Source organism: Metapseudomonas boanensis (genome assembly GCF_018704125.1).
GTDB lineage: Bacteria > Pseudomonadota > Gammaproteobacteria > Pseudomonadales > Pseudomonadaceae > Metapseudomonas > Metapseudomonas boanensis.
Window position 1 is genome coordinate 1 of record NZ_JAGTIS010000004.1, and the last position, 23642, is coordinate 23642.

The following is a 23642-nucleotide window of genomic DNA, read 5'->3' on the forward strand; positions in this document are numbered from 1 at the left end:
GATAATCAGTTGACTATCAGTCTTACTTCACAAGCACCCACACGAATTGCTTGATTCAGTTGTTAAAGAGCGTTTCGATCAAGTCTTTCGTCTCAACCGAGGCCGCGCATTCTACAGCAGCCTTTCTTTCTGTCAAGCTGTTTTTCGAAATTTTTCGTTTCTACTCAACCGCTTGCGCCTTCGATCCGATCTCTCTTCTCGTCAGCGGGAGGCGAATCTTACAGCATTCAAACTCGCTGTCAACACCTCCTTTCCAGCCTCCCTCGCCACTGGCGAGCCTTGCGAGGCAAGAACCTTCCAGCTCATCGTCTATCAAGCTTAACTCATTGAATCTCAAGGAGTTTTACTTGGCGACTGCGCTGGAAGAGGTGCGCATTATAGGGATCCAAAACGCGCCGTCAACAATTAATTTAAGTCTATTCTCCCGCTACCGACGACCACCCCATGCGACCGCATGCTGAGTCGTATTTGCTCTATTAAATGTGGCGGTACGGAGCGACGACGCATCGCGTCCGTACAACCATCGTTGCGCCAAGACTCAGAGCCCCATCTGCTTGGCGATAATCTCGTTCATGATCTCCCGCGTACCACCACCGATCGACAGGATTCGGTTATCGCGATAGAGACGCTCCACCAGGCTTTCACGCATGTAGCCCAAGCCGCCCATGATCTGCACCGCGTCATAGGTCAAGCGATCGGCGACATCTGTGGCAAAGTTCTTCGCCATCGAGATTTCCTTGATCACGCTCTTGCCCGCCGCCATTTGGGATGCCTGGCGATAGGTGAACTCGCGGGACACCTCCAATTGGGTAGCCATCTCAGCAAGGCGATGCTTCTGGACCTGAAACTTACCGATGGGCTTACCGAACGCCTCTCGCTCACGCGCCCACTTCACCGCCTCCTCCAAGGCCAACTGGGCTGTCATGTTGGCCATGATGGCAAGGGACAACCGCTCGCTCTGAAAATTGGCCATTATGCAGGCGAAGCCCATATTCTCAGCACCGATGAGATTCTCCGTTGGCACTCGACAATCGTCGAAGAACAGTTCAGCGGTGTCAGACGCCCACCAACCCATCTTCTTCAGCTTGCGACCCACACTAAAACCCGGAGCCCCCTTTTCTACTAGTAGTAGACTCACCCCACCGAATCCATCCCCACCAGTACGCACCGCCACCGTGTAGTAGTCAGCGCGCACACCGCTGGTTATGAAGGTCTTGCTACCAGTAACTCGATAGAAGTCGCCATTACGCACAGCACGAGTCTTGAGGTTGGCCACATCGGAACCGCCAGATGGCTCAGTGACCGCCAAGGCCATGATCTTCTCGCCCGCCAGCACCTGGGGCACGATGCGCTCACGCAACTCAGGCCGCCCCCACTTGAGCACCGGCGGCAAGCCGATATCCAACGAGCCCAGCCCGGCCACCAACCCGCCGGATCCACTGCGCATCAGCTCTTCACTGGCAGCCACCTTGGCGAAAATATCGCTCTCGTGACTGCCACCGAACACTTCCGGGTAGCCGATGCCGAGGATCCCGGCAGCTCCAGCCTTGAGGTATAGCTCACGCGGAAACTCCTCGGCCTCCTCCCATTCGGCGACATGGGGCAGGATTTCGCGTTCGACGAAGCGACGGACGGAGTCGCGGATCAGCTGATGGGTCTCATCGAAGTATTGCTGGCAGGCGGGCATGGCATAGCTCCAGGCAGGTTCAACCGAACGTACCAAGCGCTTGCTTGGCCATCAAGCCGCGAGTCACGCCATCAAATAGGGCTTTTCAGCCGCGCCCCTCCGGCAGAGCGAACAAACCAAGGAGGCGGCCAAGAACTCCCGAGTAGGCACAAAGAACTTGGCCGACAGGAGCTGTTGCGAGTCTATTTCAAGGAAGTGGAAAAGTAGCAGCTACGACGCGCGGGGACTCAATGTCCGATCGGACGACGTCCAGCGAGGGCATGGGCCAGCGTGCCGCCATCAACCATCTCCAATTCCCCGCCCAGCGGAACGCCGTGGGCGATACGTGAAACCGTGATCGTCTTGGCTGCAAGCATCTGGGCGATGTAATGAGCAGTAGCCTCACCCTCGACCGTAGGGTTGGTGGCAAGGATCACCTCGTTGAAGCTGCCAGCCTCGATGCGAGCCATCAGCTCGGGAATGCCAATAGCATCCGGTCCTAGCCCATCCAAAGGCGAAAGATGCCCCTTGAGGACAAAAAAGCGACCTCGATAGCCAGTCTGTTCGACAGCAAATACATCCAGCGGCCCTTCGACCACACATAATAATGTGTCGTCACGGCGGGGGTCGGCACACTGCGGGCAAAGCTCTTCCTCACTCAGGGTACGGCAACGCTGGCAGTGCCCTACACCCTCCATCGCCGCCGTCAGCGCCTGCGCCAGACGCAAGCCACCGCTGCGGTCGCGCTCCAGCAGCTGCAACGCCATACGCTGAGCAGTCTTCTGCCCTACCCCAGGCAGGATTCGCAAAGCGTCGATCAATTGGCGGATCAGAGGGCTGAAGCTCATGGATTTCTCGCAATAAAAAGCGGCCCATTGGCCGCGACCTCCCCTCTCCCATACATAGGCAAGGGGCCGAGGGAGAAGTGGCACAGGTATGCACTCCCCCTCGACCCTTCCCCGTCAACGAGAGAGGGTGCCTGAATCAGAAGGGCATCTTGAAACCGGGAGGGAGCTGCATCCCCGCCGTCATACCAGCCATCTTCTCCTGATTGTTCTGCTCTATCTTGCGCACTGCATCGTTCACAGCCGCAGCGATGAGGTCTTCGAGGATTTCCTTGTCTTCCTGCATGAGGCTGTCGTCCAGTGTCACGCGCTTGACGTCATGACGACCGGTCATCACCACGCTCACCAGGCCGGCGCCGGACTGCCCGGTCACTTCGGCATTGGCCAGCTCTTCCTGCATCTTCTGCATCTTTTCCTGCATCTGTTGGGCCTGCTTCATCAGGCCTGCCATGCCACCCTTCATCATGGTGAATATCCTCAGCGTTCCAGGGGTTCAATGGTATCGGCGCGAACAGAGGCGCCAAACAGTTCGATCATCTTCAGGACCAACGGGTCGCTGGCAATGGCCTCTTCGGCCTGCCGTTGACGAGCAGCGCGCTTGCGCGCGGCGGCTTGCGCCGGCGTTTCCTGCTCAGGACGGCGAACCTCGACCTCCAGGGTCAGGTTACGCCCATGGTATTGGTCAAGGGCATCGTTCAACCGGCGCTGTTGGTTCGAGTTGAAAAGCGCGCTCTGCGCCGGATCCAGGTGCAAACGCCAGACATCACCCTCTACCGCGACCAGTGTGCAGTTGGCACCGATGTTGCCCGTCATGCCCGAAAGACCAAGGCGCGGGAACAAGTCCAGCCACTCGGCAGCCAGCCCCGTCGCCGGCGCGGCAGCAGGCTCGACTTGTGGCTCGGCAATAGCCTCTACCGCCGGGGTCAATTCATCCAGGAAGGCGATGCTTTCGGCCTCTGCCTCGTAATAATCGTCGTAATCACCGGGCGGAGGCTCGTCGTCCGCGTCGTCCTGGGCAACCACAGCCTCGGGTAAAGACTGCGACACCACTGGCTCAGGCTCAGGCTCAGTAGCGGGTATTGGCTCAGCGACCGCCAAGGTTTCGACAACAACTTCAGGCTCGGCCGGCGCCAAGTCAACAACGGTTTCGACTGGTGCAGACACTTCCCATGGCAAGTCGATCACTTCGGCCTGCGCGACAGGTTCGGGAGCAAGCTCCTCCGCTTTGTGCTGAGACTGGGGTGTAGCAAGTGGTTCATCAGCAACAGCGGGCTCAGCGACGACCGCCACTGGCGCCGGAGCCACAGACTGAGCCGAGATCGCAGGCGCCTCGACCATCAGAGCCGCAGCCGGTTCGCGCGACACGGCGGGCGGGACAACATCGGCCGGCGGAGCCGACGCACCAACGGAAACCGGAGCCGACAAGACGACTCCGGCCACTGGGTTTTCCTTGGGATCAGTCGTGGCCTGACTGATCCCCGGGTCCTTTAGTATGGTCCTCGGTACGCCATCAGCATCCGCCGGACGGAACGCCAGCATCCGCAGCAGCACCATTTCAAAACCACTGCGCGGATCGGGTGCGAGCGGCAGATCGCGACGACCGATCAACCCCATCTGGTAATAGAACTGCACGTCTTCGCCAGGCAACGCCTGAGCCAAGGCCAGCACGCGGTCACGGTCACCCTGGCCGTTATCGACGGCATCCGGCAGCACCTGGGCGATGGCCACGCGGTGGAGCACGTTGAGCATTTCGGAAAGCACGCCATTCCAGTCCGGACCCTGCTCAGCCAGTTGCCGCACTGCCTCAAGCAGAGCGCGCGCATCGCCCTGCAGCAGCGCGTGGAGCACCCCATACACTTGACCATGGTCGAGAGTACCGAGCATGGCACGCACATCCGCAGCCAATACCTTGCCATCGCCGAAGGCGATAGCCTGGTCGGTAAGGCTCATGGCATCTCGCATAGAACCATCGGCAGCACGGCCCAGCAGCCAGAGCGCATCCTCTTCGAATGGGACATTCTCGGCGCCCAGCACATGGGAAAGGTGCTCAACCACCCGCTCCGGCGGCATGTTCTTCAAAGAGAACTGCAGGCAACGCGAGAGGATGGTAACAGGCAACTTCTGCGGGTCCGTGGTGGCCAGCAAGAACTTGACGTGCGGCGGTGGCTCTTCGAGGGTCTTGAGCAAGGCGTTGAACGAGTGCGTGGAGAGCATATGCACTTCGTCGATCAGGTAGACCTTGTAGCGACCACGACTGGGAGCGTACTGCACATTATCGAGCAGCTCGCGAGTGTCTTCGACCTTGGTGCGGCTGGCAGCGTCCACTTCGATCAGGTCGACGAAGCGTCCCTCATCGATCTCGCGGCACACCGAGCACTGACCGCAGGGCGTCGAGCTGATGCCAGTCTCACAGTTCAGGCACTTGGCCAGGATCCGCGCGATTGTGGTCTTCCCCACGCCACGCGTACCCGTGAACAGATAGGCATGGTGCAGGCGCTGGTTATCCAGGGCATTGATCAAGGCCTTCAGCACATGGGTCTGGCCGACCATTTCGCGAAACGAGCGCGGGCGCCATTTACGTGCAAGAACCTGATAACTCATTGAAAACCGTCGCGTCTGAGAAACAGAAGGAGCTAATGCTAGCGGAGCGAACCGCAAATTGCATCCGATGCGAGTGAGCGGGCTTCTTTCTGCTCAACGCCAGTTACAGCGTCGCCGTTGGTCACGCAGCGCATCAGCACCCTGACTGAAAAGGAGCAGATACGAAAATGTGGTGATGATGGTTTCTGAATGGCCATTGATTTGCTGATGAAAGAGCCAGGCCCAAAGGGAGGCCGGTCTTTAGCCCTCGCCCCATAGCGGCGGGCTCATGGTCGTGTCGTACGAGGTGAACATGACGTTGAAACTTACGCTGACACGTAGGCGGGCGCTTGTGTTCACAGAGACTGAATGCGGCAGCCAGGCCGGGAATATGAGAAGGGTGCCATCGCTGACGGTTACCACCACCTGATCGGTGTTGTATGCCATCAATGCGGTGACCGGCGGACGAATGACGGCAGTTTGGGGGCGCGGATCATGAAAGTTGATCGTGTTTGCGCCTTCCTGCGTTTGCACATAGTAGACGCCGCTCAGAAAATTGTTGGGATGGCTGTGCATCGCGTGTGCCGCCCCAGGCCCCAGAGCATTGGCCCAGCAGCCAGTGATGCGGAACGGAGCATCGACTACCTTGATAAACGCAAGCACATTGCTCACGGCGGCCTCGATGTGCGTGACCAGGGCAACAAATTCTGGTTGTTGATGTAGCACGTACCCAGATTGCCAGGCGGCGCCTGTGTAGGCTCCGGCGCCCGCCCCCATTAGCATGCGGACATGTGCGAGGAGATCCCGGTTAAGGGGTTCGTAGCACGCAAGTTCAAGCCGGCTCTGCCAGACGAAGGTCGGGAACAGGCGTACAACGTCAGAGGTGGAGGCCGGCATGGCTGCTCACCGCATCTGGTAGGTACCTACCAGTTTAGTCTGCGTAAGAATGTGCCCCGCCGTGACTTCCCCCAACCCCGCCCGGCCGGGCTCGCCCAGCACGGGCCGCACCTTGTCGAGCACAGCATCATGCTTTGCACGTCTTCGGACAAAGTAATGAATGAGAAGAGAATGAATTGAGGCATCTAGCAGAGTCAGCATTGCATCAAGGTGCACTGCTCAGGTGTACCGAAGCTCTGTTTCACTCTGCATTTTTGGCTGATAAATCCTCATAAAATCAAGGATTTATAGATTGGAGGTGGACCCCACCAGCCACACCCCGGCACACAATTTCACCGCTGCGGCTGCTCCCTTCCGGGCCTGACCGGGTTCACGGCTGATCGTTGCGGGGGGACCGGCAGGGCCACCATCACGAGACTCGCCAGATCGGCGAGCCGCGCCATTGTACCGGCTCCGCGCCAACTTACAACCGCTAAAAACGTTTTTGTGACAAGCACTTGCAATCACCCCACGCTTCGCGTTGCTGGACGCGGGCTCACGCTGGGTGAAGCCGGCGTAAACCCAACCCAGGTCAAAGGTCAGCACGCTTTTTCCATGCTAGGCTCGGCGGGCTTTCGCCCCTGCGACAGCCTGCAACGGCACTCTACGCGATTGCGCCTGTCTCACTCGACGTTGGACTGACCAACCCGGCCACAAGCCGGACTCACTGAATGGAGCTACACCATGGCAATCACCAAAGACCAGCTGATCACCGACATCGCAGAAGCGACCGAAAACACCAAAGCCAGCGTACGCGCTGTGCTTGAGCAGCTGAGCGAGATCGTCAACGACACGCTGGAGAACAGCGATGAGATCACCCTGCCAGGCATCGGCAAACTGAAGATCACCGAGCGCCCGGCACGCACCGGCCGCAACCCGCAGACTGGCAAGACCATTGAGATCGCTGCAAAGAAAGTGGTCAAGTTCGTGCCAACCAAGGCCCTGACCGACGCAGTCAACAAGTAAGGCCACACATGCAGAGGGCAGGCCTATTGCCTGCCCTCTCAAACCGCACTGATCATGCCCGTTACGGCACCGTCGCCGTGTTGACCACGACAGCCGGCGCAGCTCCAGCCTCGACAGCACTGGGCACTGCAGCAATCGGCGCAGCGTCAGGCAGCTCCGCCACCGCGGCTGAAATGGTAGCAACCGGCTCGGCTGCTGGCACTGACTCGGGCATTGCGGCAACCGGCTCAACTACCGGCGCGCTCCCTCCCAACTCACGCAGCTTACGAATCTGCTGGACCCTGTTCAGGTTGTCCCAGGCAGCATTGTAATAAGCCGGCGACTGCTCTATAGCGCTGCGGAAGAATTGCTCGGCCATATCCAGATTGCCTTCGACCAGGCAGATATAGCCCACGTCGTTGCTAGCCTCGGCCCGCTTCTCGACCTGCTCGAACGCGGAGATGGCCTCTTCGTAACGTGCCATCCGCGCCAGCAATAGCCCATAGTTACGCCAGATTGGCTTATAGGACGGCTCGTAGCTGATGCCGCGCTTGTAGGCCCGTTCGGATTCAGGCCATTGCCCGGCGAGGTAGTAGGAGTAGCCAAGACTGTTCTGCACGAGTACAGAGCGCGGCTCGATCTGCAAGGCCAGGCGGTAATACGCCTCGGACAACGGGAAATCATTGCGTAAATCGGCCAATACGCCTAGGCCGTTGTACAACTTGACCGGCGACTTGCTATCGACCTTGATATCGGCCACGGCCAGCCCAGCGGTATTCTTGGTGGCTCCCAGACGCTGCTGATCCATGCCCACTGCCTTGAGCAGCAATTCTTCCGCGGCCTGCTGCTGGCGCACGGACAACTTCAGCAGTCCCAACTCCATCACGGCATCGATGTTGTCCGGGGCAGCGTCCATCACCTCAGTGAAAGCCATCTCGGCCAGTTGGGTATTGCCCCTGTCACGATGGATCCGCCCGACCCACACCAGTGCCTCATAGCGTTTAGGGTCCAGTTCAATGGCCCGCAGATATTGGAACAAGGCCTGATCCAGATCGCCAGCCTGATATGCACGCCCCGCATTCAGCATGGCCTGGTCGGGTGAGTCGACTTGTTTCTGAACCTGGTAAAGCACTGAGTTGTCGCCGCTGTAGAGTGAGCGGATTCCACTATTTGCCTTTTCCGGCCCCATTGTCTGACATCCCGACAGCACGGCCACCATGGCCACCAGCAGACTGGCTTTGTTCATGTCATAGCTTCCCGAAGAGTTTTAGTACCCCTACGATTACAGGGCCGATGGCGACTAGGAAGAAACTTGGCCACAGGCAGAAGATTAGTGGGAAAACCAGCTTGGTGCCGATTTTCGCAGCTTGCTCTTCAGCTGCCTGGGTCCGGCGGTCACGGAACTCCTCGGCATAGATCCGCAATGTATCGGCCACACTGGTACCGAAACGAATACTTTGCGACAGCAAACTAACCAGCCCCTGCACATCCTCAAGGCCAGTTCGATCCGCCAGGTTCTTGAGCGCCAGTGAATTAGGGATACCGGCTCGAATCTCCGCATTGACTAAGGCCAACTCCTCGGCCAGCTCCGAATGGCTTACCGCCAGCTCATCAGCCACTCGCTCGATGGCTTGCGGTAGCGCCAAACCGGACTCCACACAGACCACCATCAGGTCGAGAGCATCAGGAAAGCCAACGCGCAGACGCGTCATCCGCCCCTCCTTTCGCTTGTCCACATACACCGCAGGCACCAGCCAGCCTATACCTGCAGCCCCGACTGTCATCAGCAAGGCGATCGACATCGAAAGCTTCGGCAATAATGGAAGCACTAGCACCGCAATACCCACCAGCAGAAGTGGCAACAACAAACGGATAGCCCAGTAAACCTGGACCGCAGAACCCGAACGGTATCCGGCATGCATCAGCAGAGTGCGTGTGCTTGAAGTCTTGCTTTCTTCGCCACCGCCCAAGCGGTCACCCACCTGCTCCAAAAGCAGTTGCAGGTTGCTGGGTGACCGGTTCCCAACCGCCAGGTCAACCTGCCCCCGCTTGATCAAGGCCAAGCGTCTCTGAACGGGACTCTGCAGGCCCAACACGAGCAAACCGATAGTGACAACGGCAAGGACCGCGCTAAGACCAACAGCCATGAGAAATATCAAGCGCGCCAGCTCCTGATCCCCTACAGCACTTCCGATCAAGCTGAGCAGATAGTCCATGAATTTTCCCTCCTATCTCTAGCTGGCTTGCGCCAGTCAAACCTGAATCCGGATGATCTTACGGATCCAGAAAATGCCCACCACCATGGCCACGAAGGCGCCCATTACCATCTTCTGACCAATCGGCTCTTTGATCAGCAAGGGCAAATATTCGGGAGTCGTCACCATGATTGCTGCGGAAAGCACGAATGGTATGCACACCAACACCCAAGCCGACATCCGCCCCTCTGCGGACAATGTCTTGACCTTGCGCTGAAAGCGAAAGCGCCCTCGAATCAGACCACTCAGGCGCTCCAGCACTTCAGTCAAGTTACCGCCAGACTCCCGATGGATCAGAATCGAGGTCACCAGCATCATCACCGTCATACTCGGCATACGCTCCAGCAGACCGAGCATGGCCCTACGCACATCATTTCCGTAGTTAATGTCCGCAAAGGTCAGACCGAACTCATGAGCGACAGGCCCTTTGTGCTCTTCAGCCACTAGACGCAAAGTTTCGTTGAAGGGGTGCCCCGCACGCAGAGCACGACACATGGCATCCAGGGCATCTGGCAGTCCCTCTTCAAAGGCCGCGAAGCGCTTGTTACGGTCTCCCGAGATCTTGATGAAAGGTAGCCAGAACACCAGTCCTGCGACAATTAAAGATGCCCACCAGAGCTTCAGGATCAGCCAAAGAGCCCCCCCAGTAGCGATGGCCAGCAGCAGCCCCAATAGCAGCACCCGATAGGCACGGTACTCATGGCCAGCCTGCTCAATCATTTGGGCCAGGCGCTCCATGAGCGGCAATTGCTCCATAGCCGCCTCCAATGGAGACAGGCGTTTCAGATACTTCTGCCGCAGGACTGACTGCATGTTTGGCATGTTGCTCGCGTGCTCCAGCACATCCAGCCGCGCACGAATACGCTTGCGAACCTTGCTCGCCTCGCCGAACACAGGCACTACAAGCCCCTGAGTAAGGAGGAATACCGCGACAAAAACCATTCCAAGGAAGGCCAGGATGAACTCAGTCGGCAACTGACTCATGACTGCATGGCCTCCATCCATTCTGGGCGGAACAAGTTCAATGGCAATTCAATGCCACGCTTGGCCAGCACATCGCGGAAGGCGGGAACCATGCCGGTAGGACGGAAGTCACCTAGTACTTCACCCTGCTCACCGACCCCACGCCGCTCGAAGCCGAAAATCTCGGTCATGGTGATGATCTCGCCTTCCATGCCGTTGATTTCCTGCACGCTGACCAAGCGGCGTTTACCGTCTTCTTGGCGCTCCAACTGAATTACCACATCAATGGCTGAGGCAATCTGTTGGCGCATCGCCTTGATTGGGAAGGTAGCGCCGGTCATGGATACCATGTTCTCGATTCTTCCCAATGCGTCGCGTGGGGTGTTGGCGTGAATGGTGGTCAGCGAGCCGTCATGGCCGGTGTTCATGGCGGTTAGCATGTCAAGCGCCTCGGCGCCCCGGACCTCACCAATTACAATGCGATCCGGGCGCATGCGTAGGCTGTTGCGAACCAATTCACGCTGGTTCACTTCACCGCGCCCCTCGATATTTGCCGGACGGGTTTCCAGGCGCACCACATGAGGCTGCTGCAGCTGCAGCTCGGCCGAGTCCTCAATCGTGACGATCCGCTCATTGTGTGGGATGAAGCTGGAGAGCACGTTGAGCATGGTGGTTTTGCCGGTACCAGTACCGCCCGACACCAGCACATTCAAGCGCCCACGCACGATGGCCTTGAGCACCAGGGCGATCGCCGGGGTCAGGGTGCCCATTTGCACTAGGCTTTCGGTGTTGAGCAGATCGACCGCGAAACGCCGAATTGACATACTCGGCCCATCGATTGCCAAGGGTGGGATGATAGCGTTGACCCGTGAGCCGTCCTTCAATCGTGCATCCACCAGTGGCGAAGACTCATCAATACGCCGCCCCAGACTGGACACGATGCGGTCGATGATGTTGAGCAAATGCTGGTCATCGCGAAAATGCACGTCAGTGCGCTGCAGCTTTCCGTGCCGCTCGACATATACCGAGGCATGTCCGTTAACGAGGATATCGGACACACTGTGGTCGGCCAACAGGGGTTCCAGCGGCCCCAGGCCGAGCACCTCATCGGTGATCTGTTTAATGATCAGTTGACGGACGCCCGAGCTTACCGGCGCGGAATGCTCGTCAAGCAACCGAAGGCAAATATCGCGTATCTGTCGCCCTGCCTCCGCCGGCTCGAGAGAGTCCAGGAGGGACAGGTCCATCACCTTCAGCAGTTGCTGATAAATCTTCTCTCGCCATTCAGACTCCACCGGGTTGAGGTGGGTCCTCGTTTCATATACCGCATCCGGAGCACTGACCTCCCAGGCCATTAACGCACCGTCTCCTTCTCCTCCCCCTTCAGATACGTCTTGCTGAGCATTATCGGCTTTCTTGGTAGCCGGCTGACGCAGGCGATTGCGGAATTCACTGAGCATGGTCTATCCCCCGAACAGTCGGCCGAAGGTACGTTTAAGCAAGCCTTGCCTGGCGGCTTCAGTGCCAAGCAGTTCCTGGCTAAGTTCGCGCATTGCGAGGCTGACGGGTGCCCGAGGGGCATGAAGAGCAAGGGGCACACCAGTATTCTGGCTTTCGCTTACCACTGCATAATCATTTGGCAGCTTCTGAACGTCTGCGCACCGAAGCGACTCGGCGATGTCCTTAAGAGTTACGGGGGCAGTCTTGTTATAGCGATTGACCACCAGCTGAAGCCGATTGCCCTGCACTCCCAGATCATCCCTAAGGATACGCACTAGGCGGCTAGCATCCTTCAGATGGCTAAGGCTTTGCTGCACCACAATGTAGACTCGATCGGCCTGCTCGAGGGTGACGCCCGTAATGTGGTCGATCTGCCGCGGCAGATCGACCACCACCCATTCATACGTACTACGCGCCAGCTTCAGCAATGCCTCCAACTGCTCCAGACGTACGTCTTGAGCCAGACAAAGTTCGCTAGTACGTCCACCGAGCACATGCAAAGTGGGGCTGAAGTGACTGCAGAAGCCGCGCAGGGCAACGCTATCCAGCTCATCAATCTGCTGCAGTACGTCCAGATGACTGTGGGACGCTTGAACATCCAGGTAATGGGCCACGCTGCCAAATTGCAGATCAAGGTCCAACAGCAGGGTGCTACCGCCGCCAACGCTGAGTTGCTGAGCCAGGTTGCAGGCCACCAAGGTGGCGCCAGAGCCTCCCTTGGCGTTCATCACCGCGATCAACTTGCCGCCTGTGCTAGCCCCCGAGCGCGACTCCACGACCATACGGCCAAGCGTCTCGCGCAACTCCTCTTCCGCGACTGGCTCGGGCAAGAAATCCCGAGCGCCAGCCTGCATGGCCAAGCGCATGCCCTCGCGCTCGTCCAATGGCCCGCACACCAGCAGTGGAGGACGCTCGTGAGCTGGCCTCTGCAGCAGGGCCGCTAGTTCTTCGCGCCACAAATGGCTGACCCGCAGAAGCAGAAAGTCCGGCATCTGCTCCAACCCATAAAGTGGATCTGTATGTCCGTTGGTGACCAAGCGAGTGTTGACCAATAGACCAGGCAAGCGTTGGCAGCACCCCTGCAAGTGGCGCAAAGCGGAAGCGTCACGACTACTAATCAGCAGACGAAGCCCTTGTTTGTCAGGAGATCCAGATGCGCCGGGTGTTTCACTAGTCTTCAACATCTTGTGGGTACCTCTGTCGCGCCATCGTAGCCAAGGCTTTCACGGGGCAAGATCGCCCTGAACGTCGGCAGGGTAACTCCCCCACCAAACCCAGGAATCAATAGTGAAAAACTGAACTGATCGATGACTAGCCGGACATAGCGAATTTTGGAGAAATCTGTCGTTGAAGGTGCAGAAACCGGTAAACCGTTTTCATCCAAATAACTTAACTTCACATCGGCGGTTTCTAAGCCACGAACCAACTGGCTTTCACCAACGCCACCCGTGCCTGCCGCGTTGAAGATCGCCCTTTGACGTATATCTTCATCAGTAACAGTGCAGACGGCTGCCAATCGCGCCCCGCGGCGAACCACTTCATTCAGCGCATTCACAGTAAAATAAAGCCGCCCCATTTCCAACACGCCAAACAACAGCACGAAGAGCACCAACCCAACAAGCGCGAACTCCACGGTATAAAGACCTTGCATTCGCTTCTTGCCCATCACAACGCCCTCATCACAACAGTGGACATGAGTGAAATACCTAGCGGAGTAGAGCTTCCGAAGAACCCTGGAATCTTGCTCCCGATCACCGGAACGAAAGTGAACGCGATACTCACTTGAACATGATCCGTTGTGCCCGGCGCCGTTATAACTGTTACATCGCTTGTTTTCAGTCCCGCGACAACTTCATTGCCAGTCTGTGCCGTAGGCACACCATAAACCGCTATATTTTTCGTCTTGGGCACTAACTGCTGGTCACTGGTCAGGTCAACTCGACCAAGTGTGCGATTCCAGGCCTTACCCGCAACAAAGCGCCCGGCATCCCGACTGGCCTGAAGCAGGCTGTTGTATTGGTAAAGCATGCGCCCAAATTCCCCGATCACTAGCAAAAGTAGCAGCAACAACGGCAAGGTTATGGCGAACTCCACCATTGCAACGCCTCGCTCGGCGTTGAATTGTTTGATTTGGCGACGGACCATGAGACACCTCCCTAAGAGTCGGTGCTTGGAGTCGTGGTATTGATATAAGTTTTGTACAACTGAATGATCTGCGGACCACTATCATCCCAAGGGGTCGAACTCGGCACGCTGTCACCGTTGCACTCATCGACGAACTGGCCGAAAATTTGCGATGTCTGCCCGCCCTGCTGTACAGGCTGCAAGGTGAAGTAACAGGCAAACCCCATGACTGGAATATCGCTCTTTCCACTAAACTCGCCAGCTTCTTTACCAGTGCAGTCACCAATCACGATATTCAGAATTCGTCGATTTGGTTTCCCTCCCACCAAAGTGCAATTATCCCCTGGGCATCTCGCATCCTTGTATGCTTTTTTCCAGTCTACGTAATCGAACAGTGAAGCAGTCCCTGCAGTCAGCTCACCATTCGTGGACAGGACAGGACTGCCATTGAACTTCGCGACCTCGCCATCAAGTGAAATCCATTTATCGTAGGTCGTCACATAATCAGCAGGATACTGGGTCGTAGAACCTTCTCCGAAGCGAGTATTTAATCCTTGGGAAACTGGCCCAACCTTATTCCCTGGCTCGGTGGTAGCCGTTTCACCCACTACGTTGCAGTCTTCAATCCCGCCCGCCAATCCGTCTCGGACTGTGTTGCCACCACTGCCAAAATCCAGCAACTGGAAGTTACCCGGCCCGATCGGATCTGTGTTTTGGGCAGCTGACTTCAATACAGTCACATCTCCGGACTTGAAGCCCCAATACAAGCCGTCTTTGGGGTTATAGGCCGATTCGTCAGGATTTCCGCAAACCAACAACGGCTCGATTTTGCAGGGCTGACTCGGAGCGGGGCCAGCGGTCGCGATAGCCGCTACTGTTTTATCCGGAGTAACACCGTCATTGAAAAACTGTCGGATACCCCAGAAAAAATGCGTCAGGGGGTAATCCGGCACTGAAACCCGGACAAAACTCGCATCAGCCGGCCCTGTCTCGCTGAAAGCTCCATAGACGCTGTTCGAGAACTCGACCTTGATAAAGCCTTTGGCGGTCGCCCCCATGGCTGCCTTCAACTCCCCGTTACCAACTGCGTCAGCATTGAGTTCGAAGGTCTTGTAGGCAGCTGCCTGAGCCTCACTTATCGCACCAGTCATTCCCTGCACCTGACTCATCCGCTTTGCTGCACTTAGCGCTGCAGCATCAGTGGCGTTCTGCAGCCGGGTCTTGTTCACCAGCATATGCCCTCCATCCAGCGCCAGAGCTGCCATCGCCAGCATGGCCAGCATGGCCACCGCAACAAGCACCAGCACCGACCCCCGTTGACGCCTCGGCAATGCATTGAACGGTTTCGGGATCTGAGGGTTCATCATCGAGCCCTCAGTTATTAATGTTGATTTGGACAGGCTGCCCGACCTGCTGTGCATCGCCGGTCACGCCGCGGTAGCCGTCCATGACTTTCTCCGTCAACGGCCCATCCACGCCCGCAGACGATACTTCAGTTCCAGGGTTGGCAGCCCGCTCCTTATCGGCAATCTGCTGGTAGTGGGTCGAATAGACGGTGTAGCCAATCGGCCCCACCCGCCCCTCTTCGTAACTCATGCAGCCAGGGAGCAGTACCAGGAAGCAAAGGGGGATTAGTTTTTTCATGGTCGTGGGCTCCGGCTAGTTGAGATCATGGCCAAACTGGCCTTCGCTGACGCCAAGGCTGACCGGCACCACGCGCCCGGGCTCACGCCCCTTGGTCTTGCCCAGCAGGTAGAAGTCCAGGTCACTGGGCTCGACGAACTTCTCGGTGGGCAAGCGCACAGTCTTGGCATCGATCGGCTTGGCCAAGTGGGGAGTCACCAGAATCACCAGTTCGGTTTCACCATTCTGGAACTGCTGGCTGCGGAACAAATGTCCCAGCACTGGGATATCGCCCAGGCCAGGGAAACGGCTGACAAAGTCACGGGTGTTCTCGCTGATCAGGCCTGCAATGGCGATGGTCTGCCCATCACCCAGTTCTACGGTAGAAAGGGCACTTCGCTTGGTCAGAGAGGGGACGACCTGGCCAATACTGCCAAGGGCGCCGTCAGTCCCGGTATCCAGCACCAGCGCGTTGGCATTGGAAAGTTCACTGACCGAGACGTTGAGGTTCAGGTTGATACGCCCAGCCTCCAGCACGACCGGCATGAACTTCACGCCCACCCCGAATTCCTTGTACTCAATAGTGATGCCATCGTCGTCGCTGACGGGGACCGGAAACTCACCACCAGAAATGAACTCCGCTTGCTGCCCGCTCAGGGTGGTGAGGGTTGGTTCAGCCAGCACCTTGGCCGAGCCATTGTCCTTGGCTGCCTCCAGCACTACGTTGAAGAGGAATTCGTCCGACAGGAATTGGCCGAAGAAGCCCTTGCCATTACTGAACAGGGAGGTGGGGTTGACGTTGCCGTCAGCATCGAAGCCCAGCCCGTCACCATTATTGAAACCGCCGGTGGACCAGCGGCTGGACGAACCGAAGTCAAGGGCGTTGAAGCGTACATCGATACTCTTGAACAGGCTGCGCTGCATCTCTGCCACCTTGACCTCCAGCATCACCTGCTGGCTCCCCCCCACGCTGAGCAGGTTGATGACCTCCAAGGTCTGGGTTGGTGCGGATTTCGCCGCCTCGCCCTCACCCTGTACCACACTGGACGTCTGGGCGGCATAGGTCTTGGCTACCTTGACCGCAGTATCCATGGCTGCAGCACTGGAAACCTGGCCACGTAGCACCAGGGAGCCTTGGGAGCTGAACACTTCGATACGCTCATTAGGAAGCAACTGGTGCAGTTGGTCCTTGAGTCCGCCGAGGTCATGCACCACATTCAGATCCAGACTGTCGATCAGACGATTGCCGCCATCCCAGAGCAATACGTTGGTGCTGCCCAGGGACCGTCCCAGCAGGTAAAGCTGGGTCGGACTGGTGATAAGGATGTCGGCAATTTCTGGATTGCCCACTGAGATCCGCTTGACCGGCGCGCGGGTATGCAGCACCCGAGACTTGTAGATGGGAACCTGGATAGTGCCAGTGTTGGCCGCTGGCATCGCGGATACGGCAGGCGATGGCTCAGCCGCGAACACTGGGGCCGGCAATATCGCCCAGGCAAACAGGAACACCGCCACAGAACCTACTTTCCGAACGCTTTGCATATGCCTCTCCTTGCGTGACTGGTCAGTTGCCTGACCGCCTTGCCATTCGGCTGGCGGCAGGTTGGACCTAAAGCTGTGCCTTCGCTGTATTCACCGCAGTGCCTCGGATGATGATCACCCCCCCCCCACCGCCACTGCGCCGCACGACCGGCTTGGGCGCAACGACAGCGGGTACCGGCTTTTCAATTGCAGCAACAGCCGGCTGCACCGGCTTTTTCTGATCATCCAGCGGGTTGCGCAGCGCCAACTGCAGTTGGCCTTCCGTCATAGCCTTGACCAGGATTTCCGCTTCCTTCGGGGACATTTCCAGGGTTACAGCACGAACTACTACCGGCTGCGTTTTGTCGGTGCTAGCCGTCTGGTCCACGGCCAAAACGCGCAAGTCTTCAAGAATGGTCTTGGACTGGGCTTCGCTGCTGCCACTGACTTTCTTGGTCGCGAGCACGTCGACTCTATTTCCCGGAAGCAGGAAACCGCCAACACCCACCACATCATCGACACGCACCGAAATTGCGCGTTTGTCGGTCGCGATCAACGAGGCCAGCGTGCTGCCTCCCAGGTGCTCTGCAACTCTTGCTCCCCTCAAGATATCCCCACGCAACATTGAAAATGTGGCGATCTTGCCCACCACTTTATCAGTAGCATCAAAGGCATCATCCGGGACCGTTCCCTTGGGCATGCGCACAAGCGTCACCTGCTGTGCCTCAATCATTTGTCCAAAAGGAATTTCCACCGTGGCTACTACCACGGCCTGAAGGTTGTCGTCAGGGCTGGCATTGAGCTTGGCGCTCAGCCAATTGTTGGCCATCCAGGCGGCGCCCAGGCCAAGGACCAGGGACAGGGCAACGAGGGTCAAGGTACGCGCACTCATGTCTAGATCTCCTCAGCCAAGCGAATCGAGCTGGACAAAGTAGTTCTGCCAGGCCCATTCCAGCTCACGGGGTGACAGCGGGCCGGAATCGTCCAGGTAGCGCTGGCGGTCCAGCGCCATCCCGAGCAGATCCCGTGGGTGGCAAGGCACTAACGGCATGCCTTGAGGTTCATAGAGCCCCATCAGCACATAACGCAACAGGACTGGGTCGAAGGGGATGCCCAGACGCTCGGTTTCCTGGCGCCAGATGCGTTCGTACTCGTCTGGCTGCAGGTAGTTGAAGTGCAGCTTGTAGCCAATGCGCCGCAGGAAGGCCTCATCGGCCAACTCCAGCGGGTTGAGGTTGGTGGAAAACACCAGGACCAGGTCAAAGGGCAGTTCGCAATGGCGCCCGCCACCCAAGTTGAGAAAGTCGCGCTTCTCTTCCATGGGCACAATCCAGCGATTGAGCAACTCCGCCGGTGCCATGCGCTGGCGCCCCATATCGTCGATGATGAACAAGCCATTGCTGGCCTTGAGTTGCAAGGGCGCCTGGTATTGCCGGGAGAACGGATCGTAGCGAATATCCAGCTGTTCCATGCTGAGCTCGCCGCCTGTTATGACAATCGGTCGTTTGCAGCATAGCAGGCGCCGGTCAATACCTTCGTCAAGCAGCAACTTGTTTGCCTGCGCGTTATCGTCCAGGCGCTGATGCACCTGAGGATCGTAGATCTCGATCACCGCTTCGTTAACGGCAATGGCGTGAGGAACCCAGATGGCCTCACCAAACAGGCGAATCAGGCGAGAGCTGATATAGGTCTTACCCGTGCCTGCTGGCCCGTAAATCATGATGGCGCGCCCAGAGTTAAGTGCGACGCCCAACTGGTCGAGCATATTTTCTGACAGTACTACGCCTTGAAAGGCCGAATGCATGTCACGAGCGGTAATGCGGCCATGGTGAATGGTTTGCACTTTGAGCAAGGAACGATAGGCGCTTACCGGAAAGGGGGCAGGTCCGATATAGCCACTGCGCGCCAAGGCATCTCGGGCGGTGCTGCGACCGCGCTCAGTCAGTCCATAGCGCAGGGCCTGCCCGCCGGTCTGACCCAATACCTCTATGCGACCGTCCTTGCGCAGGAAGGATAGAATCTCCTCCAGGACAGCACCGGTCAGCGCCAGGCGTTCGACCAAACGCGGCATATCCAGAACGCCGGCATCGTGCAAGTGCTTGCATACCAGATCGCCCAGGAAGTTGTCCGCCAGGCCGGTCTCGCGAATCGTGCGCGGTTGTGGGGCTAGGCGCTGTACGGCGTCCCGCTCACAAGCGTAGGCATTGCTGTCGCTGACGGCATACATGATTTTTCTCCCAGGCTACTGAGCGAAGGGTTTCCAAAGGTAACTAGCGAAGGTGCCCACAAGAATGGCAACGGCAAAAGGGAATCGCTGCCGAGAAGCATCATCTGGCTCTGGTTCAATGTATGTCCGTAATCCGAGCATCATCCAATACCTTTTAACAAAGCGCGCTAGCTGCCCCTTGTGAATCAAAATCAAACTACCAAGGATACTGCCAGCAACTAATGCTAAAAGTGCGGCTTCAAAAGCCCCTAACGGTCCAAGATAGCCACCAACCATTGCCATTAATTTCACATCACCAGCTGCCATACCCTTAAAAAAATAGAATGGAAAAAAAGTTGAAAATCCGACCAGAACACCTAATAAAAAATTCGAAACCCCCGACGCTCCCTTATCCAAAACGTAAAGAAGAAAGGATGCCAAAATCCCAGTGAAGACCAATATGTTAGGAATTTTCTTGAAAGCACAATCCCAGACGGCTGCTAGTGAAACAAACAGAGAAAGCGCTATGATCGAAAAGTATGGATAGCTCATAGCGCCCCCCCTGGCTGATGCTCATATGTAGTGAGATCTACACTCAGAAATGCTCAATTGGGGCAGGTTTGACCACTGGTTTGACCGAGGCAATTACTGAGTTTATCAATAGTTATTTCCACACCATCACCAAGCATTGTGAATGCCCCGGTCACCCCCAAGGCTACAAGGCCACCCGCGATCGCATACTCCACTACGGTCAGCCCCTCTTCATCCTCAATGAATTTCATCACCGATTGTTTGATTGCTTCAAAAGTCATTTCGCCCACCTCACTCACGTTTGTCTTTGCAAGGATTCGGCGGCACTGCTCGCCCCGCCTGTGATGGACCCTAGACCGGCCCAAAATCAGCGGTTAGGAGTTTTTTGCGGATCGATAGGACTTTTTTGCGGATTACAACGGAGCGGAAATCAATGGAAGTCAGGCCGGATGCGGCCTGAGCAGGCCTGGCGCCCCGCATAAAAAGAACCAAGGTGATTGGTCGGGCGACGAACGGAGTAGTCGCGCGGAAATCCCCTAGAAATGGGGGTCTCAGACCTGACTAGAACAGAAAGTGCAGGAAAACCTGACGGACAATAAGGGTTCGTTCTTTACACTGGTGGCACAGTGGCAATACTGCATCACGGGGAAGGGACAATAACGAGTGCAGGGTTCGATCATGCAGTCCTACTCAGCCGGTAGACCAATCTTGCTTTGGCTTGACCTGACGCGCGATAAGTCAACACACAAGCTGATGCAGCAGTTCGAGGATTACTGCGAATGCAGGCGGGGCGACGTTTCGCTACCTGTCGGCTGGGAAGGCTCCAGGCAGGTGGACATGCTTTGCATCCACTTCGACAAGCCCGACGCGAACGGCCTGAACCTTCTGCTGGAAATCAAGCGGACGAACCCATCGATCCCGATCACCATGTTCACCGTGCAGCACTCCGAAGAGCTCGCCGTCTGGGCCATGCGCGCCAGGGTATGGGAATACATGGTGCTGCCGCTCGCCGGCGAGGATAAAAGCCGCTATCTCCATTCGCTTCGGCAACTTCGCGAAGTACGGCGGGACGTTCCCAGCCTGGGCAGGAAGCCACTGGTTGACCACAACCCTTCCCTGCCGGGCAGCATCCGCCTGACGTCGAACCATCAGAAGCACAAGGCGCTGGGCAGGATCATGCCGTACATCGACCAGAACTTTCGCGAGAGCATCGACCAGAAGGAACTGGCCCGACGTTGCGGCATGACGCCCTTTCGCTTCAGCCGCCTGTTCAAGGAGGTCAACGGCGTCGGCTTCATGGAATACGTCCTCGGCAAGCGCATGGAGTTCGCCAAGGACCTGCTGGCGAACAGCCAGATGCCCGTCACCAGCATCGGCTACGAGGCAGGATTCAAGGATCCGTCCTACTTCGCCCGCGCCTTCAAGCAGTTTGCCGGCTGCACGCCCAGCGAGTTCCGGCAACGCCTGCGTCAGGAAGAAAGCGAGAGCGAGGTACTCGATGATGCCACCGCTGCGAAGCTCGAACAGGTGATCAAGAGCATCACGGCCTAACGGCCTCCGCCCAGGTCTGCCAGCCGGGCAATGAACCCGGCCTCATCCAGTACCTTGACGCCCAGTTCGCTAGCCTTGGCCAGCTTGGAGCCAGCCCCGGGGCCCGCAACCACACAGTGAGTGCGGGCGGAAACCGAGCCAGCCACTTTGGCGCCCAAGGCTTCCAGCTTCTCTTTCGCCAGATCACGGCTCATGGTCTCCAGGGTACCGGTCAGCACCCAGGTCTGGCCGGCGAGTGGCAACCCTTCCACGATCTTCTTTTCGCTCTCCCAATGCATGCCGAAGTCGCGTAGCTGCACGTCGATGGCCCTGGCCCGCTCGATGGTTCCAGCATCACTGAAGAACTCGCGCAGTGCCTGCTTGGCCTTCTCGTTCAGCCCCTTCATCACGCTCAGCTCCAGCCAGTCCCGGCTCAGCGCAATCACGCCATCGAGGCTGCCTCCTTTGTCCGCCAGGTTCTTCGCGCCAGTGGCCGCGATGCCCGGGATATTCAGCTTGTCGATGAATCCCGCCAACGTTGTGCAAGCCGCAAATTCGGCCGACACATCACCCTCGTCCTGCAAGGTCACGCCTCGCGCCAACAGGTCGCGAATGACCTGCTGGTTGTGCTCGTCGGCGAAGAAACTGTGAATCTCATGGGCCACTTCCAACCCCACATCCGGCAGGTAGGTGAGCACTTCCGGCAAGGCACGCTGGATGCGTTCGAGCGAGCCCAGGGCACGCGCCAGGAGCTTGGCGGTTTCCTCACCGACGTCTGGAATGCCAAGTGCGTAGATGAAGCGCGCCAGGGCTGGCGTGCGGCTGTCCGCGATCGCGCCAAGCAGGTTCCGAGTCGAGAGGTCGGCGAATCCCTCAAGCACCACGACCTGGTCATAGGTCAGGGTGTAAAGGTCGGCTGGCGAAGCAACCAATCCAGCATCCACCAGCTGCTCGACGATCTTGTCGCCCAAGCCTTCGATATCCAGGGCACGACGCGAGGCGAAGTGGATGATCGCCTGCTTTAGTTGGGCTCCACAGGCCAGGCGACCGACGCAACGGTACACGGCGCCCTCACTGACGGTTTCCTTGCCCTTGCCACGCTTGATCAGTTGGGTCCGCTCCACTGCCGACCCGCACACCGGGCAGTGTTCGGGGATATGCACGGGGCGCGCGCCTGCGGGGCGACGCTCAGCCACCACCTGCATGACCTGCGGAATCACATCGCCGGCACGACGAATGATCACGGTGTCACCGATCATCAGGCCCAGGCGGGCTACTTCGTCCATGTTGTGCAACGTGGCGTTGGAGACGGTCACGCCTGCCACCTGAACGGGTTTGAGACGTGCAACCGGGGTCACCGCGCCAGTGCGGCCCACCTGGAACTCAACGTCCAGCAACTCGGTGAGTTCCTCGCGCGCCGGAAACTTGTGGGCAATGGCCCAGCGAGGCTCACGGGCGCGGAAGCCCAGCTCGCGCTGCCAGGCCAGGTTGTTGACCTTGAAGACCACGCCGTCGATCTCGTAGGCGAGGCTATCGCGACGCTCGCCGATATCCTGGTAATACTCGCGGCAACCCGTCGCGCCTTTGGCCAGCTTCAACTCTCGGCTAATGGGCACGCCCCAGGTCTTGAGCGTTTGAAGAACCTCGTACTGGCTGCCAGGCAATTCGCCATCTACACGGCCAATGCCGTAGGCGCAGAACTCCAGCGGGCGGCTCGCGGTGATCTTCGCATCCAGCTGGCGCAGGCTGCCGGCAGCCGCGTTGCGCGGGTTGGCAAAGGTCTTGCCGCCGCTTTCCGCGGCGCGGGCGTTCAGCGCATCAAAGCCGGCGCGGGACATGAATACCTCGCCACGAACCTCCAGCACCGCCGGCCAGCCCTCGCCCTGGAGCTTGAGCGGCACATTGCGAATGGTCCGGACGTTGCTGCTGATGTCCTCGCCCGTCGTGCCATCGCCACGAGTGGCCCCTCGCACCAGCAGGCCATTTTCGTAAAGCAGGCTGACGGCAAGGCCATCCAGCTTCGGCTCGCAGGTGTATTCCACGTCGACGCCACCGCCAAACAGGTCGCCGGCCGGCAGCAGGTCCCCCAGCCCTTCCCGCACGCGCCGGTCGAAGTCCAGGAGGTCCTGCTCTTCGAAGGCGTTGCCGAGGCTTAGCATCGGTACCTCATGACGCACTTCGCCGAATGCTGCCAAGGCAGCGCCACTGACCCGCTGGGTCGGGGACTCGGGGGTCACCAGCTCGGGATGCTCCGCCTCCAGGGCCTGCAGCTCACGGAACAGGCGGTCGTACTCGATGTCCGGAACGCTCGGCTGGTCCAGTACGTAGTAGCGGTAGTTGTGCTCATCCAGTTCGGCGCGCAAATGGAAAATGCGCTGGGCGGCAGTCTGGGCGTCGGTCATGGTTCTGGCTCTTTC

At 58.2% G+C, this 23642-nt stretch carries 22 protein-coding genes and 1 other RNA gene; 2 read left to right on the forward strand and 21 right to left on the reverse strand.

All coding sequences use genetic code 11. The annotated features are described in order from the left end of the window. Positions 1 to 538 precede the first annotated feature (538 nt). The 6 genes from J7302_RS09365 to ffs form a co-directional block, all read right to left on the reverse strand. The gene (locus J7302_RS09365) at positions 539 to 1687 is read right to left on the reverse strand and encodes an acyl-CoA dehydrogenase family protein (protein WP_215373036.1); all 1149 of its coding nucleotides are present in this window, start codon (positions 1685 to 1687) and stop codon (positions 539 to 541) included. A 227-nt stretch (positions 1688 to 1914) separates the two neighbouring features. After that, the gene (gene recR, locus J7302_RS09370) at positions 1915 to 2514 is read right to left on the reverse strand and encodes a recombination mediator RecR (protein ID WP_215373039.1); all 600 of its coding nucleotides are present in this window, start codon (positions 2512 to 2514) and stop codon (positions 1915 to 1917) included. A 136-nt stretch (positions 2515 to 2650) separates the two neighbouring features. Continuing rightward, positions 2651 to 2977, reverse strand: a complete 327-nt coding sequence (locus J7302_RS09375) for a YbaB/EbfC family nucleoid-associated protein (protein WP_215373041.1) — start codon at positions 2975 to 2977, stop codon at positions 2651 to 2653. Positions 2978 to 2988: 11 nt separating this feature from the next. After that, positions 2989 to 5112, reverse strand: a complete 2124-nt coding sequence (dnaX, locus tag J7302_RS09380; RefSeq protein ID WP_215373043.1) for a DNA polymerase III subunit gamma/tau — start codon at positions 5110 to 5112, stop codon at positions 2989 to 2991. Between the two features lie 240 nt (positions 5113 to 5352). Continuing rightward, positions 5353 to 5988 (reverse strand): 2OG-Fe(II) oxygenase family protein, encoded by a 636-nt coding sequence (locus J7302_RS09385; protein ID WP_215373045.1) that lies wholly within the window; start codon positions 5986 to 5988, stop codon positions 5353 to 5355. 303 nt (positions 5989 to 6291) lie between these two features. Continuing rightward, positions 6292 to 6388: signal recognition particle sRNA small type (ffs, locus tag J7302_RS09390), an RNA gene on the reverse strand. Positions 6389 to 6711: 323 nt separating this feature from the next. Between ffs and J7302_RS09395 the strand changes: the two genes are divergently transcribed. Beyond that, positions 6712 to 6993: an HU family DNA-binding protein gene (locus J7302_RS09395; RefSeq protein ID WP_215373047.1), complete on the forward strand. Its 282-nt coding sequence runs from the start codon at positions 6712 to 6714 to the stop codon at positions 6991 to 6993. A gap of 61 nt (positions 6994 to 7054) precedes the next feature. On the opposite strand, the gene J7302_RS09400 is transcribed toward J7302_RS09395, so the two are convergent. From J7302_RS09400 to J7302_RS09465, 14 genes are all read right to left on the reverse strand, one after another. Further along, the gene (locus J7302_RS09400) at positions 7055 to 8218 is read right to left on the reverse strand and encodes a tetratricopeptide repeat protein (RefSeq protein WP_215373049.1); all 1164 of its coding nucleotides are present in this window, start codon (positions 8216 to 8218) and stop codon (positions 7055 to 7057) included. Between the two features lies 1 nt (position 8219). Next, positions 8220 to 9188 (reverse strand): type II secretion system F family protein, encoded by a 969-nt coding sequence (locus tag J7302_RS09405; protein ID WP_215373051.1) that lies wholly within the window; start codon positions 9186 to 9188, stop codon positions 8220 to 8222. 36 nt (positions 9189 to 9224) lie between these two features. Beyond that, on the reverse strand, positions 9225 to 10211 hold the full coding sequence (locus J7302_RS09410) for a type II secretion system F family protein (RefSeq protein ID WP_215373054.1): 987 nt from the start codon (positions 10209 to 10211) through the stop codon (positions 9225 to 9227). Next, positions 10208 to 11650 carry a CpaF family protein gene (locus J7302_RS09415; RefSeq protein WP_215373057.1) on the reverse strand — a complete coding sequence of 481 codons (1443 nt, stop codon included), beginning with the start codon at positions 11648 to 11650 and terminating at the stop codon, positions 10208 to 10210. Before J7302_RS09415 ends, J7302_RS09410 begins: the two co-directional genes overlap by 4 nt. A gap of 3 nt (positions 11651 to 11653) precedes the next feature. Further along, the gene (locus J7302_RS09420; protein ID WP_215373059.1) at positions 11654 to 12874 is read right to left on the reverse strand and encodes an AAA family ATPase; all 1221 of its coding nucleotides are present in this window, start codon (positions 12872 to 12874) and stop codon (positions 11654 to 11656) included. After that, positions 12868 to 13356 (reverse strand): TadE/TadG family type IV pilus assembly protein, encoded by a 489-nt coding sequence (locus J7302_RS09425; protein ID WP_215373061.1) that lies wholly within the window; start codon positions 13354 to 13356, stop codon positions 12868 to 12870. The genes J7302_RS09420 and J7302_RS09425 overlap by 7 nt, the downstream gene beginning before the upstream one ends. Continuing rightward, entirely contained in the window at positions 13356 to 13835 is a 480-nt protein-coding gene (locus J7302_RS09430; protein WP_251701978.1) for a TadE family protein, read from the reverse strand. The genes J7302_RS09425 and J7302_RS09430 overlap by 1 nt, the downstream gene beginning before the upstream one ends. An 11-nt stretch (positions 13836 to 13846) precedes the next feature. After that, the gene (locus J7302_RS09435; RefSeq protein WP_215373063.1) at positions 13847 to 15181 is read right to left on the reverse strand and encodes a pilus assembly protein TadG-related protein; all 1335 of its coding nucleotides are present in this window, start codon (positions 15179 to 15181) and stop codon (positions 13847 to 13849) included. A gap of 7 nt (positions 15182 to 15188) precedes the next feature. After that, positions 15189 to 15458: a hypothetical protein gene (locus J7302_RS09440; protein ID WP_215373065.1), complete on the reverse strand. Its 270-nt coding sequence runs from the start codon at positions 15456 to 15458 to the stop codon at positions 15189 to 15191. A gap of 15 nt (positions 15459 to 15473) precedes the next feature. Then, complete coding sequence (locus J7302_RS09445) at positions 15474 to 16979, reverse strand: type II and III secretion system protein family protein (protein WP_215373067.1); 1506 nt, start codon at positions 16977 to 16979, stop codon at positions 15474 to 15476. A 67-nt stretch (positions 16980 to 17046) separates the two neighbouring features. After that, positions 17047 to 17850 (reverse strand): Flp pilus assembly protein CpaB, encoded by an 804-nt coding sequence (gene cpaB / locus J7302_RS09450; RefSeq protein WP_215373070.1) that lies wholly within the window; start codon positions 17848 to 17850, stop codon positions 17047 to 17049. Positions 17851 to 17862: 12 nt separating this feature from the next. Beyond that, on the reverse strand, positions 17863 to 19185 hold the full coding sequence (locus tag J7302_RS09455; RefSeq protein ID WP_215373072.1) for an AAA family ATPase: 1323 nt from the start codon (positions 19183 to 19185) through the stop codon (positions 17863 to 17865). A 15-nt stretch (positions 19186 to 19200) separates the two neighbouring features. Beyond that, a complete protein-coding gene (locus tag J7302_RS09460) occupies positions 19201 to 19716 on the reverse strand; it encodes an A24 family peptidase (protein WP_215373076.1) in 516 nt (171 codons plus the stop codon). A 53-nt stretch (positions 19717 to 19769) separates the two neighbouring features. Beyond that, entirely contained in the window at positions 19770 to 19976 is a 207-nt protein-coding gene (locus tag J7302_RS09465; protein ID WP_215373080.1) for a Flp family type IVb pilin, read from the reverse strand. A gap of 397 nt (positions 19977 to 20373) precedes the next feature. Here J7302_RS09465 and J7302_RS09470 point away from each other — a divergent pair, with 397 nt between their 5' ends. After that, positions 20374 to 21246, forward strand: a complete 873-nt coding sequence (locus J7302_RS09470) for a response regulator transcription factor (RefSeq protein WP_215373083.1) — start codon at positions 20374 to 20376, stop codon at positions 21244 to 21246. Here J7302_RS09470 and ligA read toward each other — a convergent pair. Next, the gene (gene ligA / locus J7302_RS09475) at positions 21243 to 23627 is read right to left on the reverse strand and encodes an NAD-dependent DNA ligase LigA (RefSeq protein ID WP_215373086.1); all 2385 of its coding nucleotides are present in this window, start codon (positions 23625 to 23627) and stop codon (positions 21243 to 21245) included. The two genes, J7302_RS09470 and ligA, sit on opposite strands and share 4 nt — an antisense overlap. Between the last annotated feature and the right edge of the window lie 15 nt (positions 23628 to 23642).